Source organism: Nonomuraea sp. KM90 (assembly GCF_052246675.1).
In the GTDB taxonomy this organism is placed as follows: Bacteria; Actinomycetota; Actinomycetes; order Streptosporangiales; family Streptosporangiaceae; genus Nonomuraea.
In genome coordinates, this window is the sequence record NZ_JBQQCB010000081.1 from 1 (window position 1) to 19793 (window position 19793).

At 71.3% G+C, this 19793-nt stretch carries 19 protein-coding genes and 1 pseudogene; 6 read left to right on the plus strand and 14 right to left on the minus strand.

Features of this window, described 5'->3' with window-relative positions:
• Positions 1-8: 8 nt before the first annotated feature.
• A complete protein-coding gene (pgl, locus tag ACTWPW_RS44470; protein WP_375114132.1) occupies positions 9-782 on the plus strand; it encodes a 6-phosphogluconolactonase in 774 nt (257 codons plus the stop codon).
• A gap of 43 nt (positions 783-825) precedes the next feature.
• Here pgl and add read toward each other — a convergent pair whose 3' ends face one another.
• On the minus strand, positions 826-1845 hold the full coding sequence (add, locus tag ACTWPW_RS44475) for an adenosine deaminase (RefSeq protein WP_443172270.1): 1020 nt from the start codon (positions 1843-1845) through the stop codon (positions 826-828).
• Between the two features lie 99 nt (positions 1846-1944).
• Between add and ACTWPW_RS44480 the strand changes: the two genes are divergently transcribed.
• Positions 1945-2703, plus strand: a complete 759-nt coding sequence (locus ACTWPW_RS44480; protein WP_443172271.1) for a class I SAM-dependent methyltransferase — start codon at positions 1945-1947, stop codon at positions 2701-2703.
• Here ACTWPW_RS44480 and ACTWPW_RS44485 read toward each other — a convergent pair.
• The 3 genes from ACTWPW_RS44485 to ACTWPW_RS44495 are packed head-to-tail and all read right to left on the minus strand — an operon-like array spanning position 2684 to position 4938.
• Positions 2684-3256, minus strand: coding sequence for a TetR/AcrR family transcriptional regulator (locus ACTWPW_RS44485; RefSeq protein WP_375114135.1), 573 nt, complete (start codon positions 3254-3256; stop codon positions 2684-2686). The genes ACTWPW_RS44480 and ACTWPW_RS44485 overlap by 20 nt on opposite strands.
• Positions 3257-3267: 11 nt before the next feature.
• On the minus strand, positions 3268-4137 hold the full coding sequence (locus ACTWPW_RS44490; RefSeq protein ID WP_443172272.1) for an oxidoreductase: 870 nt from the start codon (positions 4135-4137) through the stop codon (positions 3268-3270).
• Positions 4138-4173: 36 nt separating this feature from the next.
• Positions 4174-4938 (minus strand): hypothetical protein, encoded by a 765-nt coding sequence (locus ACTWPW_RS44495; protein WP_443172273.1) that lies wholly within the window; start codon positions 4936-4938, stop codon positions 4174-4176.
• A 73-nt stretch (positions 4939-5011) separates the two neighbouring features.
• Between ACTWPW_RS44495 and ACTWPW_RS44500 the strand changes: the two are divergent.
• Positions 5012-5428: pseudogene (locus tag ACTWPW_RS44500) on the plus strand (Clp protease N-terminal domain-containing protein); the annotation flags it as partial.
• A 190-nt stretch (positions 5429-5618) separates the two neighbouring features.
• Here ACTWPW_RS44500 and ACTWPW_RS44505 read toward each other — a convergent pair.
• Positions 5619-6641 carry a GNAT family N-acetyltransferase gene (locus ACTWPW_RS44505; RefSeq protein WP_443172274.1) on the minus strand — a complete coding sequence of 341 codons (1023 nt, stop codon included), beginning with the start codon at positions 6639-6641 and terminating at the stop codon, positions 5619-5621.
• A gap of 108 nt (positions 6642-6749) precedes the next feature.
• Here ACTWPW_RS44505 and ACTWPW_RS44510 point away from each other — a divergent pair, with 108 nt between their 5' ends.
• On the plus strand, positions 6750-8126 hold the full coding sequence (locus ACTWPW_RS44510; RefSeq protein WP_443172275.1) for an NAD(P)/FAD-dependent oxidoreductase: 1377 nt from the start codon (positions 6750-6752) through the stop codon (positions 8124-8126).
• Between the two features lie 43 nt (positions 8127-8169).
• The gene (locus tag ACTWPW_RS44515) at positions 8170-9771 is read left to right on the plus strand and encodes an amidohydrolase (RefSeq protein ID WP_443172276.1); all 1602 of its coding nucleotides are present in this window, start codon (positions 8170-8172) and stop codon (positions 9769-9771) included.
• A gap of 54 nt (positions 9772-9825) precedes the next feature.
• Here the strand turns inward: ACTWPW_RS44515 and ACTWPW_RS44520 are convergent, their stop codons facing one another.
• The 5 genes from ACTWPW_RS44520 to gap form a co-directional block, all read right to left on the minus strand.
• On the minus strand, positions 9826-10170 hold the full coding sequence (locus ACTWPW_RS44520; RefSeq protein ID WP_090942943.1) for an RNA polymerase-binding protein RbpA: 345 nt from the start codon (positions 10168-10170) through the stop codon (positions 9826-9828).
• 75 nt (positions 10171-10245) lie between these two features.
• Positions 10246-10476, minus strand: coding sequence for a preprotein translocase subunit SecG (gene secG / locus ACTWPW_RS44525; RefSeq protein ID WP_090942947.1), 231 nt, complete (start codon positions 10474-10476; stop codon positions 10246-10248).
• Between the two features lie 99 nt (positions 10477-10575).
• Entirely contained in the window at positions 10576-11355 is a 780-nt protein-coding gene (tpiA, locus tag ACTWPW_RS44530; RefSeq protein WP_443172277.1) for a triose-phosphate isomerase, read from the minus strand.
• Between the two features lies 1 nt (position 11356).
• Positions 11357-12544 (minus strand): phosphoglycerate kinase, encoded by a 1188-nt coding sequence (locus tag ACTWPW_RS44535; protein ID WP_443172278.1) that lies wholly within the window; start codon positions 12542-12544, stop codon positions 11357-11359.
• Positions 12545-12579: 35 nt separating this feature from the next.
• The gene (gap, locus tag ACTWPW_RS44540; protein WP_375114143.1) at positions 12580-13584 is read right to left on the minus strand and encodes a type I glyceraldehyde-3-phosphate dehydrogenase; all 1005 of its coding nucleotides are present in this window, start codon (positions 13582-13584) and stop codon (positions 12580-12582) included.
• A gap of 184 nt (positions 13585-13768) precedes the next feature.
• Between gap and ACTWPW_RS44545 the strand changes: the two genes are divergently transcribed.
• Entirely contained in the window at positions 13769-14410 is a 642-nt protein-coding gene (locus tag ACTWPW_RS44545) for a hypothetical protein (RefSeq protein WP_443172279.1), read from the plus strand.
• A 347-nt stretch (positions 14411-14757) separates the two neighbouring features.
• Here the strand turns inward: ACTWPW_RS44545 and whiA are convergent, their stop codons facing one another.
• The 4 genes from whiA to uvrC form a co-directional block, all read right to left on the minus strand.
• Positions 14758-15738, minus strand: a complete 981-nt coding sequence (whiA, locus tag ACTWPW_RS44550; protein WP_185103354.1) for a DNA-binding protein WhiA — start codon at positions 15736-15738, stop codon at positions 14758-14760.
• A 71-nt stretch (positions 15739-15809) separates the two neighbouring features.
• Positions 15810-16724: a gluconeogenesis factor YvcK family protein gene (locus ACTWPW_RS44555; protein WP_375114176.1), complete on the minus strand. Its 915-nt coding sequence runs from the start codon at positions 16722-16724 to the stop codon at positions 15810-15812.
• A gap of 89 nt (positions 16725-16813) precedes the next feature.
• Positions 16814-17680 (minus strand): RNase adapter RapZ, encoded by an 867-nt coding sequence (rapZ, locus tag ACTWPW_RS44560; protein WP_375114145.1) that lies wholly within the window; start codon positions 17678-17680, stop codon positions 16814-16816.
• A 208-nt stretch (positions 17681-17888) separates the two neighbouring features.
• Positions 17889-19793, minus strand: a complete 1905-nt coding sequence (gene uvrC, locus ACTWPW_RS44565) for an excinuclease ABC subunit UvrC (RefSeq protein ID WP_443172292.1) — start codon at positions 19791-19793, stop codon at positions 17889-17891.

Sequence of the window (19793 nt, forward strand, 5' to 3'; positions counted from 1 at the left end):
GGATGACAGTGAGCGTTCCCAGCATCGTCGTGCACCGCAACGCCGACGTCCTGGCCAAGGCCGTGGCGGCGCGGATCATCACCCGGCTGGTCGACGTGCAGTCGGCCAAGGGTTCGGCCTCGATCGTGCTGACGGGCGGCACGGTCGGCATCGCCACCCTGGCGGCCATCGCCGCCACGCCCGCCCGGGACGCCGTGGACTGGCGGCGCCTGGACGTCTGGTGGGGCGACGAGCGCTTCGTCCCCACCGGCGACAAGGAACGCAACGAGACCGGCGCCCGTGAGGCCCTGCTGGACCACGTGGACGTGGACCCGGAGCGGGTGCACGTCATGCGCGGCCCCGACTCGGGCATGTCGGCCGAGGAGTCGGCCGACGCCTACGCCACCGAGCTGCGCAAGGCCGCCCGGCCGGAGGACCACGGGCCGGTGCCGAACTTCGACGTGATGCTGCTCGGCATGGGCCCCGACTCCCACGTGGCCTCGCTCTTCCCGGGGATGCCCGCGCTCTACGACACGCGCCCGGTGGTGGCGGTGCACGGCTCGCCCAAGCCGCCGCCGACGCGCATCTCGCTGACGCTGCCGGCCATCCACGCCTCGCGCGAGGTGTGGGTGGTGGCGGCCGGTGAGGAGAAGTCGGGCGCGGTCCGGCTGGCCCTGTCGGACTCGGGTCCCGTACAGGTGCCGGCGGCGGGGGCGCGGGGCCGGGGGCGGACGTTGTTCCTGCTGGACCGGGCGGCGGCGAGCAAGATCCCGCCGGGCCTGGGCCGGATCGCGTCCCCCTGAGGTCTGCCAGCGTGGTCTCCGGGCGCCTGCGCGGGCCCGGCGGCTACGAGGCGGCGACCAGCGCGTCGATCTCCGCCTCCAGCGCCCGCTTGCGCTCCTCTGCCAGGTAGGACGCCCGCACCCCGTTGCGCGCGAGCAGCGCCAGCTCCTCCTTCCCGAAGCCGAACACCCCGGCCGCCACCCGGTACTCCTCGGCCAGCGTCGTGGCGAACATCGGCGGGTCGTCGCTGTTCAGCGTGACGTACAGGCCCTCCTCCAGCATCCGGGGCAGCGGGTGGTCCTCGATGCGGGAGATCTGGCCGGTGCACAGGTTGGAGGTCGGGCACACGTCCAGCGGGAGCTGGGTCTCGCGCAGGTGGGCCACCAGGCGGGGGTCGGACAGGCAGTTGATGCCGTGGCCGATGCGCTCGGCGCCGTAGCCGTCGATGACCTCCCAGATCGTCTCCGGGCCGGACATCTCCCCGCCGTGCGGGACGCTGTGCAGGCCCGCCGCCCGGGCGGCCGAGAACGCCGAACGGTAGGCGTCACGATATTTCGGGCGCTCTTGCTCGATCCCGCCGATGCCGAAACCTACCAGCGCGGCGGGAGGTTCCTGGAGGGCGTGCTCCAGGGTGATCTTCGCGGCCTCCTCGCCGTACTCGCCGGGGATGTCGAAGATGTAGGCCATCTCGACGCCGTGGTCGGCCAGCGAGCGGCGGGCGGCCAGGTCCAGGGCCTCGGTGACCTCGCGCATGGGCATGCCGACGATGTGGTGGGCGTACGGCGTGACCTGCAGCTCCACGTAGCGGGCTCCCTGCGGGGCGAGGTCGCGGGCCAGCCCGAGCACGAGGGTCGCCACGTCCTCCGGCTCGCGGACCAGCGCGTTGACGGCCCGGTACACCCGGGCGAAGTGCGGGAAGTCGGTGAAGGTGTAGAAGCGGCGCAGCTCCTCCTCCGTGGTGGGCACCTCGGTGCCGGGGTGGCGGCGCGACAGTTCCAGCACGGTGGGTACCGAGGCCGAGCCCACCAGGTGCACGTGGAGCTCGACCTTGGGGAGGGCGTCGATGAAGGCGTCGATGGTCATGCGGATGACATTAGGGGCGACATTTCCCGAAAAAACAGCCTTTAGGGGGAAATCTCACATCAGAATGTGAGGTTCGGCGGCTGGGCTAGGCTGGGCCGCGTGACCAACGCCGAAGCGTACGATCGCGGCTTCGCCCACCTCAGCTCCCACACCGTCGGTCCCCTTCTCGCCTCGGCCTGCCAGGTCCGCGCCCCCCGCCTGCTCGACGTGGGCTGCGGCACCGGAGTGGTGACGGCGGCGGCGCTCGCGGTGGGCGCCGAGGTCACCGCCGTGGACGCCGATCCCGGCATGCTGGAGCTGGCCTCCCGGCGCCACCCGTACGCGACCGTCCGGCTGGCCGCGCTGCCCGACCTCCCGTTCGAGGACGGGCAGTTCGACGCGATAGCCGGAAATTTCGTCATCAATCATGTGCCCGACGCCGCCGCGGCGCTCAGGGAGCTGCACCGCGTGCTGCGCCCGGGCGGGGCGCTCGCCCTGACCTGGTGGAAGTCCGACGAGATGACCGCCACGAACGTCTTCACCGAGGCCATCGCCGCCGCCCGCGTCCCCTACGACCCCCCGGCCCGCCCCTTCACCGCCCACGACACCCCGCGGCGCTTCACCGCCCTGCTGGTGGGCGCCGGCTTCGCCGGGGCGGCAGTGGAGACCGTCAGGTGGCGCCACCGGGTGGATCTCGCGACCTGGTGGACGGACATCGTGCAGGCGGGCGGGCCCCGGTTCGCGATGATCGCCGGCCAGCCGCCGGAGACGGTCGAGCGCATCAGGGGCCACTATCTCCGGCTCGCGGAGCCGTACGCGGGAGAGGGTTTTCCCGTCTGTGCCTACCTGGCCCGGGCGACTAGCCCGCCCAGTCCCTGACCACCGGCATGAGCACGCCGTCCACCGACTCCTCGACGAACGCCGCCTCGAACGGCGGCCCCGCGAAGATCATGCGGTGCCACACCAGCGCCTCGGCCAGCCCGAACAGCCGCCCGGGATCGACCGGCCCGGCCAGCTCGCCGCGCTTGACGGCGCGCTCCAGCAGCGCCCGCACGTCGCCGAGGTTCTTCGCCGGCATGTGGGCGCGCAGCGTGCGGGCCAGCTCCTGGTTGGACACCAGCGTCGAGGACAGCCCGATGACGAGCGTGTGCTTGCGCTCCACCGCCTCGCACAGGCCACGGAAGATCGAGGCCAGGTCGCCGCGCAGGGAGCCGGTGTCCTCGCCGGGCGGCGCGTCCGTGTCGAAGCGCCGGCAGATGACGTCGACCACCAGCTCGGGCTTGCCCGCCCAGCGCCGGTAGATGGTGGCCTTGCTGGCCCTGGCCCGCTTGGCGATCTGGTCGACCGTCATGCGGTCGTAGCCGACCTCGGACAGCAGCTCCATCGTGGCGTCGAGAATGGCCCTGTCACGCTCAGGGTCGAGTGGAGCCACGTGCACGTCCTTCAGAGATTGGCGAGCTTCTCGAATCGTACGCCCGTCAGCTCGCTGGACACGTCCCACAGCCGTGCGGCGGTCGTTTCCGACCGGGCCGCCTGCGACGGCTCCAGCAGCTTGGCCTTGGGCCCGAAATACTCGCCGCCCCGCACGTCGGGCGAGGTGGCGGCGTAGAGCGAGGGCACGGCGCCGGCCTCGGCCGACTGCAGGAACACGCCCAGGAGCGGCTGGAACGGCCCCAGCTTGACGATCCGCGTGGCCGTCATGCCGGGGTGGGTCGCCATGCTCTTCAGGTCGATCCCCGCCTTCGTGGCCCGCCGCTGCAGCTCCAGCGTGAACAGCAGGTTGGCGAGCTTGGAGCGCCCGTAGGCGGACATGCGGCCGTAGCCGCGCTCCAGGTCCAGGTTGTCGAAGTCGATCCGGCCGACCGAGTGGGCGTCGCTGGACACGGTCACGACCCGGGCGCCGGGCCTGGCGACCAGCAGCGGCAGCAGCAGGCCCGTGAGCGCGAAGTGCCCCAGGTGGTTGGTGCCGAACTGCAGCTCGAAGCCGTCCTTGGTCTCCCGCCTCGGGACCATGCCGATGCCGGCGTTGTTGATCAGCAGGTCCACCTTGTCCACGCCCTCGGCGAACCGCCTGACCGAGTCCAGGTCGGCCAGATCGAGCCGCCCGTACTCCACCTGGGCGCCCGGCACCTCCCGCAGGATCCGCGCGACCGCCTCGCCGCCCTTCTCCGGGTCGCGCGCCGCCACGACGACGTGCGCGCCGTGCCGGGCCAGCTCCAGCGCGGTGGGCAGGCCGATGCCGCTGTTGGCGCCGGTCACGATGGCGGTCTTGCCGGTCTGGTCGGGCATGGAGGCGGGGGTCCAGGTCGTCATCGCAACTCCTAAGTGTACGAAACCGTTTCGTACACCCTACCGCTCCAGACGCTGCCGCGCGTGCCGTTCCTCCCGCCGCGTCACCTCCAGCCGCTGCCGGCTGTCCTCGAGCCTCTTGCGCGCCTTGGCCAGCTTCCCCTCCAGCCGCTTCACCTTCTCCGCGCGCTCGTCGTGCTCCTTCTCGGCCGCGTCCAGCGCCTGGCGCCACTCCCGGTGCGCCGCCTCGGCCTCCGCGCGCTCCTCGGCCTTCCTCGCCTCGGCCTCCTCGCGCTGCCTGGCCTCGGCGGCCTCGTCCTCCGGCGTCTTCCGCTTCCGCGCGGCCGGCCGCTCGCGCGGGATGGGGGCGGGCGCGAAACCGCTGTAGTGCAGGGGCTTGGCCAGGCGCCCGCGGCGCACCTCCGCGGCCGCGTCGGCGTCCACGAGGGCGGCGTCCAGGGTCTGGTCCACCTCGGTCCCCGCCGCGGGCGACAGGCCGGCCGCCTGCCTGGCGAGCCTGCCGACCTTCCCGGTCACCTCGGCCCGGCGCTGGGTCAGCGCGGCCAGCTCGTCGGCGTCCTGCTCCGCCCAGGCCGCGCGCAGCCGCTCCCCCACCTCCAGCAGCTCGGCCAGCTCGTCGGGATGCTCGCGGGAGAGCCGGTTCACCGCCCAGGCGGACACCGTCGGCCTGCGAAGTTTCGCGATGTCACGCGAGAGCCCCGCCTCGCCCGCGTCCTTGGCCGCGCGGGCCTCCGCCGTACGCGCGGCGGTGAACTCGGACGGCGGCAACGCGTACAGCCGGTCCGCCACCTCGTCAAGATCCACACAGGACAAATACCCCACATCACCGGCTTTGTAGCGCATAGTGGAGGCAGCCCCAGCCGAACGGAGGCCCCCGGTGTTCGAACGCTTCACCGACCGTGCGCGCAGGGTCGTCGTCCTCGCCCAGGAGGAGGCGCGGATGATGAACCACAACTACATCGGCACGGAGCACCTATTGCTCGGCCTCATCCACGAGGGCGAGGGACTGGCCGCGCTGGTGCTCGACAGTTGCGGCGTGGAGCTCGGCCACGTACGCGCGTTCGTCGAGCGCGAGGTCGGCCGCGGCGGCAAGGCGCCCGGGGAGCACATCCCGTTCACGCCGCGGGCCAAGAAGGTCCTGGAGCTGTCGCTGCGCGAGGCGCTGCAGCTGCGCCACAACTACATCGGCACCGAGCACATCCTGCTCGGGCTGATCAGGGAGGGCGAGGGGCTGGCCGCCCAGGGGCTCGCGGACGCCGGGGCGGAGCTGGCGGACGTACGCCAGCGCGTGCTGGACCGCGTGGGCCGCGGCCCCAAGGAACGCCCCGCCGAGATGTTCTTCGCCGGCGGCTCCATGCTGGGCGAGCGGCTCACGCAGATCCAGGAGAGCCTGGAGCGCATCGAACGCCACCTGGGCATCCGGCGGGACCCGGATGCCGGCAAGACAGGCGACGACGAGGCCGGCCTGGGCTGAGCCTGGGATCCTAGGCCGGGGCCATCGTGCCGACCGGCAGCCGCGCCTCCACGACACCGGGGTCCTCGGTGTAGCTGAGCGTGGCGCCCAGGGAGATCAGCAGCCTGCGCATCTTCGCGTTGTCGGACAGCATGGTGGCCCTGACCTCGGCGTAGCCGAGATCGCGGGCCGCCCGCACCAGCATCCGCGCCATCGCCGTGCCCAGACCGCGCCCCTGCCAGCGGTCCTCGACCAGGAATGCCATCTCCGCGATGCCGGGATCCGGGGTGAACATGAGGTTGGCCATCGCCACGACCTGCCCGTCGTGCCCGGCGACCAGCGAGTATCCCCTGCTGCGGTCGCAGAGCCGGTCGAACATGCGGGGCGGCAGCGCGGGCATCGAGGTGAAGTAGCGGAACCTGCGCGACTCCGGCGAGCACCGGTCGTGCAGGTCGCGCACGGCCTCGCGGTAGATGGAGGTGAGCGGGCGCACGGTGACCTCGACCCCGTCGGCGAGCTTGACCCCGCGCTCGCCGCCGGCCTGCTCGGTGGCGGGCTGGGCGAGCCTGGCGAAGGAGGCCGCCCTGGCCGCCTCGGTCAGCGTGAACGGCAGCTCGGCGCGGCGCAGCCGGACCGCGCGCCTGGGCGCGACCGGCACGACGAGCTGGGTCGGGTCGGGAAGATCACTCACCGCTTCACCATAGATCCACCGGGCGTCGTCCGCGCGCAGCAGCTCGGCCAGCAGCTCGGGCAGCCGCCACGGCATCGAGCGCAGCCTGGAGGCCAGCAGCAGCGCCCTGGTGGGCTCGTCGGTCAGCTCGTGGGCGGTGGCGGGCACCACCTGGACCCGGCGGCCACCGGCCGCCTCCAGAGCCTCGCGCACGGTCTCGGGACTGGCCGGGATGTCGGCGACGAACTCGTCGACGGTGCCGTCGGTGTCGGACTGTACGCTCAGGCCGAGGATGTTGCCGCCCCTGGCCGCCAGGGCCGCGGCCAGCGAGGCCAGCCGGCCGGGTCGCTCGTCCACCGTGGTGCGGATGCGCAAGAATCCCATGCACACGAGCATGCCGGGCGGCTGTTACACGGTCGCTAACGATGTGTTTCATTGCGTATTTCGTCGCGAGATGCGCCGACTTATCCCGATATAGGAGGATATGTCGCCATGAGCGTGCGTGCCCCTTTGTCGTCCGGGTTCGTGAACGGCGACGTCTCCTTCTGGTACCGGTCCTCCGGCGTACCCTCCCCCGGCCACCGGCTCGGCGGCGACCTCCAGGCCGACGTGGCCATCGTCGGCGCCGGCTACACGGGCCTGTGGACCGCGTACTACCTCAAGCGGGCCCGCCCGTCCCTGAGAGTGGTGGTGCTGGAGCAGGAGTTCGCCGGGTTCGGCGCGTCCGGGCGCAACGGCGGCTGGCTGACCGGCGACCTGGCCGGCTCGCACGAGCGGTACGGGGAGGGCGCCCGGCGGCTGCAGCGCGAGATGTACGCCTCGATCGACGAGGTCATCGCGGCCTGCGAGAAGGAGTCCATCGACTGCGACCTGGTCAAGGGCGGCGTCCTGAACGTGGCCCGCACCCCCGCCCAGGCGGCCCGGCTGCGCGAGACGGTGGCCTCCGCCCGCTCCTGGGGCATCCTGGAGCCCGATTTGCGCCTGGTGGACCCCTCGGAGCACGTACGCGTCTCCGGGGCCCTCACGGCCTCCTGGAGCCCCCACTGCGCGCGCATCCAGCCCGCCAAGCTGGCCCAGGGCCTGGCCAGGGCGGTACGCGACCTCGGCGTGCCCATCTACGAGCGCACCCCGGTCACCGAGATCGCCCCGCACCGGGCGGTCACCCCGTACGGCACGGTGTCGGCGGGCCATGTGATCCGCGCGACCGAGGGCTTCACCGCCCGCCTGCGCGGCCTGCGCCGCCAGTGGCTCCCGATGAACAGCTCAATGATCGTCACCGAGCCCCTCCCCGCCTCCTTCTGGGACGAGGTCGGCTGGCAGGGCGCCGAGCTGCTCGGCGACATGGCCCACTACTACATGTACGCCCAGCGCACCGCCGACGACCGCATCGCCTTCGGCGGGCGCGGCCGCCCGTACCTGTACGGCTCCAGGGTCGACGCGCGCGGCCACACCCACGAGTGGACCGTCGAGGCCCTGTGGCGGCTGCTGACCGACTTCTTCCCCGCCGCCCGCTCCTCCTCGATCGCGCACGCCTGGTCGGGCGTGCTGGGCGTGCCGCGCGACTGGTGCTCGACCGTCCACGTGGACCGTGCCACGGGCCTGGGCTGGGCGGGCGGCTACACCGGCCACGGCGTGACCACCACGAACCTGGCCGGCCGCACGCTGCGCGACCTGATCCTCGGCGAGGAGACGGAGCTGACGGCGCTGCCGTGGGTGGGCCGCCGGGTGCGCTCCTGGGAGCCGGAGCCGCTGCGCTGGGTGGGCGTGCACGCGATGTACCGGCTCTACCGGATGGCCGACCACCGCGAGCGCACGATGCCGCGCACCTCGGTCCTGGCCCGCTTCGCCGACCTCATCACCGGTCACTGAGCAGGAGCGGGAAGATAGAGGGATCGAGAAAGGGAGACCCCCCATGAACATCCTCTTCCGAGGGGGCCGCGCCTTCACCCCGAAGGGCGTTCTGGCCGAGGCCGTGCTGGTGCGTGACGGCGTGATCGCCGCCGTGGGACCGGAGGGGGACCTGTCGCGGCAGGCCCACGAGACGGTCGATCTGGACGGCGGTCTGCTGGTGCCGGGTTTCACGGACGCGCACATCCATCCCGTGCAGGCGGGCCTGGAACGAGCAAAGTGCGATTTGTCAGAGGTTTTCGGGCTTGAGGCGTACGTAGAAAAGATCGCAGACTACGCGGCGAACAATCCTGATAAAGAGTGGATTGATGGCGGCGGCTGGGACATGTCGGCATTTCCTGGCGGCCTTCCTCACCGTGACCAGATCGACTTCCTCGACCGCCCCGCCTACCTGATCCAGCGCGACCACCACGCCGCCTGGGTCAACGGCCGCGCGCTCGAACGGGCCGGCATCACCCGCGACACCCCCGACCCCGCCGACGGCCGCATCGAGCGCGACGCCGCCGGAGAGCCGACCGGTGTCCTGCACGAGGGCGCGATGGACCTCGTCGGCCTGCTCACCCCCCGCCCGGCCGCCCAGGACCTGGAGGACGCGCTGGCGGAGGCGGAGCGGCACCTGTTCTCGCTGGGCATCACCGGCTGGCAGGACGCCATCGTGGGCTCATACGCGGGCTCGGACGACCAGTTGCCCACCTACCTGGCGGCGGCCCGCTCAGGACGGCTCCGGGCGCGCGTGGTGGGGGCACTGTGGTGGGACCGGACGCGGGGGCTGGACCAGGTGGAGGACCTGCTGGCGCGCCGGGCCGCCGCCGAGGGGCTCGACCGCTTCCGCGCCGGCTCGGTCAAGATCATGCAGGACGGCATCACGGAGAACTTCACGGCCGCGACGCTGGAGCCGTACTGCCTGTGCGGGGGCACGGGGCTGTCGTACGTGGATCCGGACAAGCTCCGGGAATACGTCGCCGAGCTGGACCGGCACGGCTTCCAGGTGCACTTCCACGCCATCGGCGAGCGGGCCGTGCGCGAGGCCCTGGACAGCTTCGAGGGCACCGGTCCGGCCAACCGGCACCACATCGCCCACCTGCAGATCATCGAGCCCTCCGACGTGCCGCGCTTCGCCGCGCTGGGCGTCACGGCCAACCTGCAGCCGCTGTGGGCCACGCACCACGCGCAGATGGACGAGCTGACGCTGCCGTACCTGGGCGAGCCGCGCTCGTCGTGGCAATACCCGTTCGCCGACCTGCTGGCGCACGGCACCCGGTTCTGCGCGGGCAGCGACTGGCCGGTCTCCAACGCCGACCCGCTGCAGGGCATGCACGTGGCGGTCAACCGCACCGAGCCGGGCAGCTCCGTGCACGCGGACTATCCGACGGCGCAGACCCCGTTCCTGCCCGGCCAGCGCCTCGACCTGACCACGGCCATGACCGCGTACACCGCCGGCTCGGCCTGGATCAACCGCTCGCCGGCCGGCGTCATCGAGCCGGGCCGCCCGGCCGACCTGGTGGTGCTGGACCGCGACCCGTTCGAGCTCCCGCCGGGCGAGATCTGGACGACGCGGGTGCGGATGACGTTCGTGGACGGCGTGGCCGTCCACGAGAGCCGCTAGCAGCACGCCGAAGGGGCCCGGGAAGCTGCTTCCCGGGCCCCTTCGTCATGACCACTACCAGGGGGACTTGTTGTTGCGCAGGCGCTCCAGTGCCTCCTCGAGGATCGCCTTGCCGTCCTTGTCGCTCCGGCGCTCCTTCACGTAGGCCAGGTGCGTCTTGTACGGCTCATTCTTGGGCGGGGCAGGCGGGGCCTCCTCGTCCTGTCCGGCTGGGAGGCCACAACGTGGGCAGTCCCACAGCTCGGGGACCGCCGCGTCGCTGGCGAAACTGGGGCGCGTCTCGTGCATGTTGGCGCACCAGAACGAGACCCGCACTCTCGGAGCCGCCTCGCCGCGCTCGGCCTCCCCCATCGGGCCGGCGCCGACTCGGCTGCCACGGATCGCGTTGCCACTACCCACGGATGAACTCCTCGCTCGATCGCCCCGCGTACAGACACGGGGGGAGAATCACTGTCACGCGTTAACTTCTGTTGCTCAGGGCCTCATGAGCAGGCCGAGAGCGATGATGCAGACGAACCAGACGGTGCCCGTGATGACGGTCAGCCGGTCGAGGTTGCGCTCCACCACCGAGGAACCACCGAAGTTCGACGAGAAACCGCCGCCGAACATGTCAGACAGGCCGCCACCCTTGCCCTTGTGGAGCAGGACGAGCAGGATCATGAGGCCGCTCGCCAGGATGAGGGCGATGGAGATTCCGATTTCCACGGTATGCCTGTTCCTTCAGTGCTCTGTTACGCGTGACGATTCAAACTTGCCTCTTGAGGGTACGACCTGATGTCAAGTCGCACCCCCAGAACGACTCAGTTAGCCTGGCATATCGGAGAATCGGCAGATCTTCGCGAACTCCCCGGCGTCGATGCTGGCACCGCCCACGAGCGCGCCGTCGACATCGGGCTGAGCCATGATCCCTGCGATATTGCCTGACTTGACCGAGCCTCCGTAAAGGATACGGATCCCCGAGGCCACTTCGGCGTCGTAGAGCTCAGCGAGTCTGACTCGCAACACTCCGCAGACTTCCTGGGCGTCCTCGGGGGTGGCCACCTCGCCGGTGCCGATCGCCCACACCGGTTCGTAGGCCACCACTATCGATTTTGCCTGCTCGGCGGTGATTTTGCGCAGCGCCCCGTCGAGTTGGCCGAGACAGTGCGCGATGTGACCGTTCTCTTGACGCACCAGCAGGCCCTCTCCCACGCACAGGATGGGGGTCAGCGAGTGCCGGTAGGCGGTCTGCACCTTGGCGTTGATCAGGTCGTCGTCCTCGCCGTGGTATTGGCGGCGCTCCGAGTGGCCGATCGTCACGTAGGTGCAGCCGAGCTTGGCCAGCATGGCGCCCGACACCTCACCGGTGTAGGCGCCGCCGTCGTGCTGGGACAGGTCCTGGGCGCCGTACACGATCCTGAGCTTGTCTCCGTCGACCAGGGTCTGGACGCTGCGCAGGTCGGTGAACGGCGGCAGGACGGCCACCTCGACCTTGTCGAAGTCCTTGTCGTTGAGTGCGAAGGCCAGCTTCTGGACCAGCGCGATGGCCTCGAAGTGGTTGAGGTTCATCTTCCAGTTGCCGGCGATGAGCGGCTTCCGCTGCAACTCAGTCCTCCAGGGCCGCGAGTCCGGGAAGGGTCTTGCCCTCGAGGTATTCGAGGCTGGCCCCACCACCGGTGGAAATGTGAGAGAAACCGTCCTCCGGCAGGCCCAGCTTACGCACGGCCGCCGCCGAGTCGCCGCCGCCGACCACGGTGAAGGCGTCGGACGAGATCAGCGCCTCGGCCACCGCCCTGGTGCCGCCGGAGAACGCGTCGAACTCGAACACGCCCATCGGCCCGTTCCAGAAGACGGTCCTGGCGTCGGCCAGCTTGGCGGCGAACAGCTCGCGGGTCGCGGGCCCGATGTCGAGCCCCTCCCGGTCGGCCGGGATGGCCGTGGCCTCGACCACGTCGTGCTTCGCGTCGGCGGCGAACGTGACCGCCGCCAGCACGTCCACGGGCAGCACGAGCTCCACCCCGCGCTCGACGGCCTGCTCGAGGAAGCCGCGCACCTGGTCGAGCTGGTCTTCCTGGAGCAGCGACTTGCCCACCTCGTGGCCCTGGGCCTTGAGGAAGGTGTAGGCCATGCCGCCGCCGATCAGCAGCCGGTCGACCTTGGTCAGCAGGTTGGCGATGACGCCGAGCTTGTCGGAGACCTTGGCGCCGCCCAGCACCACCACGTAGGGGCGCTCGGTGTCCTCGGTCAGCTTCCTCAGCACCTCGACCTCGGCCTCGACCAGCCCGCCCGCCGCGTGCGGCAGCAGCTCGGGCACGTCGTAGACGCTGGCGTGCTTGCGGTGCACCGCGCCGAAGCCGTCGCCGACGTACAGCTCGGCCAGCCCGGCCAGCCGCCGCGCGAACGCGCCGCGCTCGGCGTCGTCCTTGGACTCCTCGCCCGGCTCGTAGCGCAGGTTCTCCAGCAGGGCCACCTGGCCCTCCTGGAGCGATTCAACCGTGCTCGTCGCGCTGTCGCCGACCACGTCGGTGGCGAAGGCCACGTCCTGGCCGAGCAGCTCGCCAAGGCGCGCCGCCACGGGCCTGAGCGAGTATTTCGGGTCGGCCTGGCCCTTCGGCCTGCCCAGGTGGGCGCAGACGACGACCTTCGCGCCCCTGCCGACCAGGGCCTTGATCGTCGGAACCGACGCCCGGATGCGGCCGTCGTCGGTGATCGTCTCCCCGTCGAGGGGGACGTTGAGGTCGGCGCGCACGAGCACGCGCCGCCCCTTCACGTCGAGATCGTCGAGCGTGCGCATGCTCATGCTCCTTGTTCCGCTCCTGCCGCGTCGCGTCAGAGACCGCGGCCGACCAGCTCGATCAGGTCGGCGAGGCGGTTGGAGTAGCCCCACTCGTTGTCGTACCAGCCGACGACCTTCACCTGGTTGCCGATGACCTTGGTGAGGCCGGCGTCGAAGATGCACGAGGCCGGGTCGGTCACGATGTCGGAGGAGACGATCTCGTCCTCGGTGTAGCTGATGATGCCCTTGAGCGGGCCCTCGGCGGCGGCCTTGACCGCGGCGTTGACCTCCTCGACGGTGACGTCGCGGCTGACGTCGACGGTGAGGTCGGTGGCCGAGCCGGTGGGGATCGGCACGCGCATGGCGAAGCCGTCGAGCTTGCCCTTCAGCTCGGGCAGCACCAGGCCGATGGCCTTGGCGGCGCCGGTGGAGGTGGGCACCACGTTGAGGGCGGCGGCGCGGGCGCGGCGCAGGTCCTTGTGCGGGCCGTCCTGCAGGTTCTGGTCCTGCGTGTAGGCGTGGATGGTGGTCATCAGACCCTTCTCGATGGTGAAGGTGTCGTGCAGGACCTTGGCCATCGGCGCCAGGCAGTTGGTGGTGCAGGAGGCGTTGGAGATGATCGTGTGCCTGGCCGGGTCGTAGTCGCCGTCATTGACGCCCATGACGACGGTGACGTCCTCGTTCTTCGCCGGGGCGGAGATGATGACCTTCTTCGCGCCGTTGTCGGCGTGCACCTTCGCCTTGGTGGCGTCGGTGAACAGGCCCGTCGACTCGACGACCACGTCAACACCGAGGTCGCCCCAGGGCAGCTTGCCCGGGTCGCGCTCGGCGAAGACCTTGATCGCCTTGCCGTCGACGGTGATCTCATCGCTCGTGGCCTTCACCTCGTACGGCAGGCGGCCCAGAATGCTGTCGTACTTCAGCAGGTGGGCAAGCGTCGCGTTGTCGGTCAGGTCGTTGACCGCGACGATCTCGATGTCCTTGCCGCTGGCGGCGACAGCGCGCCAGAAGTTGCGACCGATGCGGCCGAAGCCGTTGACGCCTACGCGGATGCTCACGGGAACCGATCTCCTCGAACAGATGGCGGGCTGAAACCTCAACCACGAACCTTATCGGACCCAAATTGGTTTAGACCACTGCAGGTACCAGCATGTGAATCGCGGTTCTGGCGACACGTTTTGCGAGGTTCGAGTAAAGTGCCCGACTCGTCGGAGTAAATTCGTGCATTCTCTGGGGGCTGAGATGTCACATAAGCGGTCCGGCCTACTATCCGGGCTCGTCGTAGGTCTGCTCGCGGCGCTCGTGTGCGCGGCGGGTCTGGGGGCGGCCGTCCTGTTCCAGGGCAGCATGCCGGACGCCGTGATGGAGTTCGGGGGCGGGCTGCCCATCTCGCTGGCCCTGTCGCTGCTGATCGCCGTACTGGTCGCCCTCGCGATCGGCGCCGTACGCCCGCACAGCCTCGTCCTGCTCCCGGTCGCGGCGCTGTACGCGGGCGGCGCCGTGCTGGCCGGGCAGGTCACCGGCTCGTCCGTGCTGATCGGCACCGCCCTGCGCTCACCCGGCGGGCGGGCACCCGGTGGCATGGACGACATCAACCTGCCCAACTTCAACGCGGGCCTGCCGGACGCGCTGTCCCTCTACCGGGCGCCGCTGGCGGAGTCGTGGGCGGCCTGGCTGTGCATCGCCGTGGCGGCCGTGGCCGCCTTCGCCCTGGTCAACCTCCGAGTCGTACGCGTACGCCGCGCCCAGGGCGCCCAGGCGGCCGCCCCGGAGGCGGAGGAGACGCAGGAGCCGGAGTACCGGGCCCCGTTCGAGCCCGCCCAGCAACCCTCCCCGAAGCCCGCCGCCGACCTGTTCACCCCCCGCAAGTCCACCGGCGACTGACCAGCGGCCAGCCCCTTCTCACCCGAAGGACAGGCGCTTACGGCACGGCGGGCACCACCCCAGCCCGCCCAGCCGCTTACGGCACGGCGGGCACCACCCCAGTCCGCCCAGCCGCCACAAGCATCAGCCCGCGCCCGGCCGACCGGCCACACCGCCCGGCCACGCGGCCGCCATGCGCCGTCTGACCGTGCCGGGCCGCCCGACCACTCCGGCCGAGACGCGCCGTCCGCCGTGCCCGGCCGACCGGCCACACCGCCCAGCCACCCCGGCTAACGCGCCCCGCGCCACCCGTAAGCCCGCGCCGTCCGGCACGTGTCGCCGGACGACCCAGGACGCGCCGCACCCCCTCACGGGGCGAGCATGTCCACTGTGAGATTGGCCTCAGTGTTGGGGATGCCCAGATCGGACGCCCGCTTGTCCGCCATCGCCAGCAACCGCCGGATCCGCCCCGCGATCGCGTCCTTGGTCAGCGGCGGATCGGCGATCTGCCCCAGCTCCTCCAGCGAAGCCTGCTTGTGCTCCACCCGCAGCCGCCCGGCGACGACCAGATGCTCGGGCGCCTCCTCACCGAGGATCTCCAGCGCCCGCTGCACCCGCGCCCCCGCCGCCACCGCGGCCCGCGCGGAGCGCCGCAGGTTGGCGTCGTCGAAGTTGGCCAGCCGGTTCGCGGTGGCCCGGACCTCGCGGCGCATCCGCCGCTCCTCCCAGGCGAGCACGCTGTCGTGCGCCCCGAGGCGGGTGAGCAGCGCGCTGATCGCGTCGCCGTCGCGCACCACGACCCGGTCCACGCCGCGCACCTCGCGCGCCTTGGCGTGGATCTTCAGCCGCCGCGCCGAGCCCACCAGCGCCAGCGCGGCCTCGGGCCCCGGGCAGGTGACCTCCAGCGACATCGACCGTCCGGGCTCGGTCAGCGAGCCGTGCGCCAGGAAGGCGCCGCGCCAGGCGGCCTCCGCGTCGCAGGCGGCCCCCGCCACCACCTGGCGGGGCAGGCCGCGCACCGGGCGGCCGTGGTTGTCGATGAGACCCGTCTGGCGGGCCAGCGCCTCACCGTCGCGGTAGACGCGCACCACGTACCGCGAGCCCTTGCGCAGCCCGGCGGGCGCGAGCACGAGCACCTCCGCCTTGTGCCCGAACACCTCGCCGATGTCCTTGATCAGCCGCCGTGCGGTCGCGTTGGTGTCGAGTTCGGCCTCGATCACGATCCGCCCGCCCACCAGGTGCAGGCCGCTGGCGAACCGCAGCAGCGTCGAAACCTCCGCCTTTCGGCAGCACGGCTTGAGCACCGGCAGGCGGCTCAGTTCGTCTTTCACCACACCTGTCATCGCCATGCGTTAGTCCTCTCCCCCATTCAGACCGGCTCCCTTGAGTCTCTCGCACCTTCGCGCCACGCCGACCAGGATCAACGCTTCGAGAGGAAAATCTCGTCCAGGACGGAGGCAAGACGTCGTGGGTCATGCCTCGGGGAGCCGTCGGCGGCGGCCACGTCGGCCATGACAAGGCGCGCGCCGAGCGCGGCGGCGGCCTTCTCCAGGGCGTCGGGGTCGTCCACGATCCCGGTGTCGGCGAGCACCACGTCGATCGACAGGTCGGGGGCGTGCTGCCGGAGCACCTCCAGATGTTGCTGGGGGGAGAAGTCGTCGGTCTCGCCCGCCTGGGGGGCCAGGTTGAGCGTGACGAGCCGTTTGGACCTGGTGCTGTGCAGCGCCCTGGCCAGCTCGGGCACCTTGAGATGCGGCAGCACGCTGGTGAACCACGACCCGGGCCCGAACACCACCCAGTCGGCCTCCAGCACCGCCGTGACCGCCTCCGGCCGCGCCGGCGGGTCCTCGGGCACGAGGGAGATCGCCTGCACCCGGCCGGGGGTCAGGGCGCACGCCACCTGCCCGCGTACGGTCGAGATGACGCCGTCGAGCTCCACCTCGGCCACGATGTCGAGCGGCACGGAGGCCATCGGCAGCACGCGGCCGTGCGCGCCCAGCAGCCGCCCGACCCAGTCGAGCCCGGCCACGGGGTCGCCGAGCAGCTCCCACAGCGCCACGATCAGCAGGTTGCCGACGGCGTGCCCGTGCAGCTCGCCCTCGCTGCGGAAGCGGTGCTGCACCACCTCGCTCCAGGTGCTGCCCCACTCGTCGTCGCCGCACAGCGCGGCCAGCGCCATGCGCAGGTCGCCGGGCGGCAGCACGCCGAGCTCGCGGCGCAGCCGCCCGCTGGACCCGCCGTCGTCGGCGACGGTCACCACGGCGGTCAACCGGTCGGTGACCATCCGTAATGCGGACAGGGACGCGTAAAGCCCGTGTCCTCCGCCCAGCGCCACGACCGGCGGCCCGAGCCGGACATAGCCCGGCCCATCATCCGAAGGACCCTCTACCGCATGCGGCAAAGCAGCTTCGCGGTCTTCATCGGTCACTCCCGCCCCACATCCCGGTGGCTCACCTGGACCTCCATCCCGCGGTCGCGCAGGCGGGCGGCGACCTGCTCGGCCATGGCCACGCTGCGGTGCTTGCCACCCGTGCAACCCACCGCAAGCGTCGCATAGCTCTTGCCCTCGCGCGCGTAGCCGGCGGCGACCACCTGCAGGACCTCCTCGTACGCGTCGAGGAACTCCTTGGCCCCCGGCTGCCCGAGGACGTAGTCGCTGACGGGCGCGTCGAGCCCGTTCATCGGCCGCAGCTCGGGCACCCAGTGCGGGTTGGGCAGGAACCGGCAGTCGACCACGAGGTCGGCGTCGACGGGCAGCCCGTACTTGAACCCGAACGACACGACGTTGAGCCGCAGCCCGGGCCGGTCCTCCCCGCCGAAGTAGGCGACGATCTTGTTGCGCAGGTCGTGCACGTTGTGCGTGGAGGTGTCGATCACCAGGTCGGCGTTCGCGCGCACCTCCCGCAGGATCCCGCGCTCGCGCGTGATCCCGTCGACCAGCCGCCCCTCGCCCTGGAGGGGGTGGGGCCTGCGGACGTTCTCGAACCTGCGCACCAGCTCCTCGTCGCTGGCCTCCAGGAACACCACCCGCACGCGTACGCCGCGCCCTTCGAGCTCCTCGATGGCCGCGTTGAGATCGGTGGTGAAGGCCAGGCTGCGCACGTCGACGACGGCCGCCACCTTGTCGGCGGCCAGCTTGACCTTGCCCGCCTCCTCGGCCATCGCGAACAGCAGCCCGGGCGGCAGGTTGTCGATGACGAACCAGCCCAGGTCCTCCAGCGCCTTGGCGGCGGTGCTGCGCCCGGCCCCGGACATGCCGGTGACGATGACGAACGCCGGCTCGGTGCTCATCGCGTCATCCCGCCCGGCGCCCGCCTCACCACGCGCGGGGCTCGCCTCGTCACGTGCGGGGCTCGCGGCGCCGGGTGCGGCGTTCGCGCCTCCACGTGCGGCGGCGTTCATGGCCTGCCTCCGTCCGGCCGTTCCCAGGTGGCCCGGCCGCCGTGGCGGGCGGGGCCGTATGGACGTGCGGTGCGAACACCCTGGCATCCTGGCGAGATCAAGGTGACTCTCCTTTCAGCGTCGACACGATGACCTCGGCGATGGACGGGCCGATGCCGGGAACCTCGCAGATTTCGGCGGCAGTGGCCTCGCGTAGCTTTTTCACGGAGCCGAAGTGCTTGAGCAGCGCCTGCCTGCGCGCCGGCCCGAGGCCGGGCACGCTGTCGAGCGCGCTCTCCTTCACCGTCTTGGACCTCTTGGAACGATGGTAGGTGATGGCGAACCTGTGTGCTTCGTCTCGCACACGTTGCAGCAGGTAGAGACCCTCGCTTGAACGTGGCATGATCACCGGCTGGTCGTCGACGGGCAGCCACACCTCCTCCAGCCGCTTGGCCAGGCCGCACACGAACACGTCGTCGATGCCGAGCTCGTCGAGGGCCCGCTGCGCGGCGGCCGCCTGCGGGCCGGCGCCGTCGACCACGACGAGGTTGGGCGGGTAGGCGAACTTGCGCGGCTTGCCCGTCTCGGGGTCGATGGGCCCGTGGCCGCTGTCGTCGTCGGGCGCCAGCTCGCCGGTGGCGGAGCGTTCCTCCAGGTAGCGGCGGAACCGGCGCATGATCACCTCGTGGATCGAGGCGACGTCGCCCTCCTTGGTCTTGACGGCGAAGCGCCGATATTCGCTCTTGCGGGCCAGGCCGTCCTCGAACACCACCATCGACGCCACGACGTTCTCGCCCTGCAGGTGGGAGACGTCGTAACACTCGATGCGCAGCGGCACCTGGTCGAGGTCGAGCGCGTCGGCGATCTCCTGCAGCGCCTTGCTGCGGGTGGTCAGGTCGCCGGCGCGGCGGACCTTGTGCTGCGCGAGCGACTCCTTGGCGTTGCGCTCGACGGTCTCCATCAGCGACTTCTTGTCGCCCCGCTGCGGCACGCGCACCTCGACGCGGGCGCGGCGCTGCTCGGTCAGCAGCTCGGCGACCGCCTCGTTGTCGGGCGGCAGCGCGGGCACGAGCACCTCGCGGGGCATCGACTCGGGGCCGGCCTCGGCGTACATCTGCAGCAGGAACTGCTCGACGAGCTCGCCCGGCGTGGTCTCCTCGACCTTGTCGACCACCCAGCCGCGCTGGCCGCGGATGCGGCCGCCGCGCACGTAGAAGACCTGTACGGCGGCTTCGAGCGGATCTTCGGCCAGCGCGATGACGTCGGCGTCGGTGCCCTCGCCGAGCACGACCGCCTGCTTCTCCAGCGCCCGCTGCAGCGCCTGGATGTCGTCGCGCAGCCGGGCCGCCCGCTCGTATTCCTGCTCGGCGGCGGCCTCGCGCATGTCCTTCTCCAGCCGCTTGATGAAGCGGCCGGTGTTGCCGGCCATGAAGTCGCAGAAGTCTTCGGCCAGGTCGCGGTGCTCATCCGGGGTCACCCGGCCGACGCAGGGCGCCGAGCACTTGTCGATGTAGCCGAGCAGGCAGGGCCGGCCGATCTGCCCGGCCCGCTTGAAAACCCCGGCGCTGCACGTGCGCACCGGGAAGACGCGCAGCAGCAGGTCGACGGTCTCGCGGATGGCCCAGGCGTGGGAGTAGGGGCCGAAGTAGCGGGTGCCCTTGCGCTTGGCGCCGCGCATGACCTGCACGCGCGGGAAGTCGTCGCCCATGGTCACCGCGAGGTAGGGGTAGGACTTGTCGTCGCGGTATTTGACGTTGAAGCGGGGGTCGAACTCCTTGATCCAGGAGTATTCGAGCTGCAGCGCCTCCACCTCGGTGCCGACGACCGTCCAGTCGACGTCGGCGGCCGTGGTCAGCATCGACTGCGTGCGCGGGTGCAGGGCCGAGAAGTCGGCGAAGTAGGAGTTGAGCCGCTGCCGCAGGCTCTTGGCCTTGCCGACGTAGATCACCCGGCCGTGCGCGTCCCTGAACCGGTAGACCCCGGGGGACTCGGGGATCGACCCCGGTTTGGGCCGGAAACTCAA

What these genes read in the sequence shown, in the direction of transcription:
- add (WP_443172270.1), bottom strand. Translation starts at nt 1,845, where the DNA reads ATGACCATCGACGCCTTCATCGACGCCCTCCCCAAGGTCGAGCTCCAC.
- ACTWPW_RS44490 (WP_443172272.1), bottom strand. Translation starts at nt 4,137, where the DNA reads ATGACGACCTGGACCCCCGCCTCCATGCCCGACCAGACCGGCAAGACC.
- ACTWPW_RS44505 (WP_443172274.1), bottom strand. Translation starts at nt 6,641, where the DNA reads ATGGGATTCTTGCGCATCCGCACCACGGTGGACGAGCGACCCGGCCGG.
- ACTWPW_RS44510 (WP_443172275.1), top strand. Translation starts at nt 6,750, where the DNA reads ATGAGCGTGCGTGCCCCTTTGTCGTCCGGGTTCGTGAACGGCGACGTC.
- ACTWPW_RS44515 (WP_443172276.1), top strand. Translation starts at nt 8,170, where the DNA reads ATGAACATCCTCTTCCGAGGGGGCCGCGCCTTCACCCCGAAGGGCGTT.
- ACTWPW_RS44535 (WP_443172278.1), bottom strand. Translation starts at nt 12,544, where the DNA reads ATGCGCACGCTCGACGATCTCGACGTGAAGGGGCGGCGCGTGCTCGTG.
- ACTWPW_RS44545 (WP_443172279.1), top strand. Translation starts at nt 13,769, where the DNA reads ATGTCACATAAGCGGTCCGGCCTACTATCCGGGCTCGTCGTAGGTCTG.
- whiA (WP_185103354.1), bottom strand. Translation starts at nt 15,738, where the DNA reads ATGGCGATGACAGGTGTGGTGAAAGACGAACTGAGCCGCCTGCCGGTG.
- rapZ (WP_375114145.1), bottom strand. Translation starts at nt 17,680, where the DNA reads ATGAGCACCGAGCCGGCGTTCGTCATCGTCACCGGCATGTCCGGGGCC.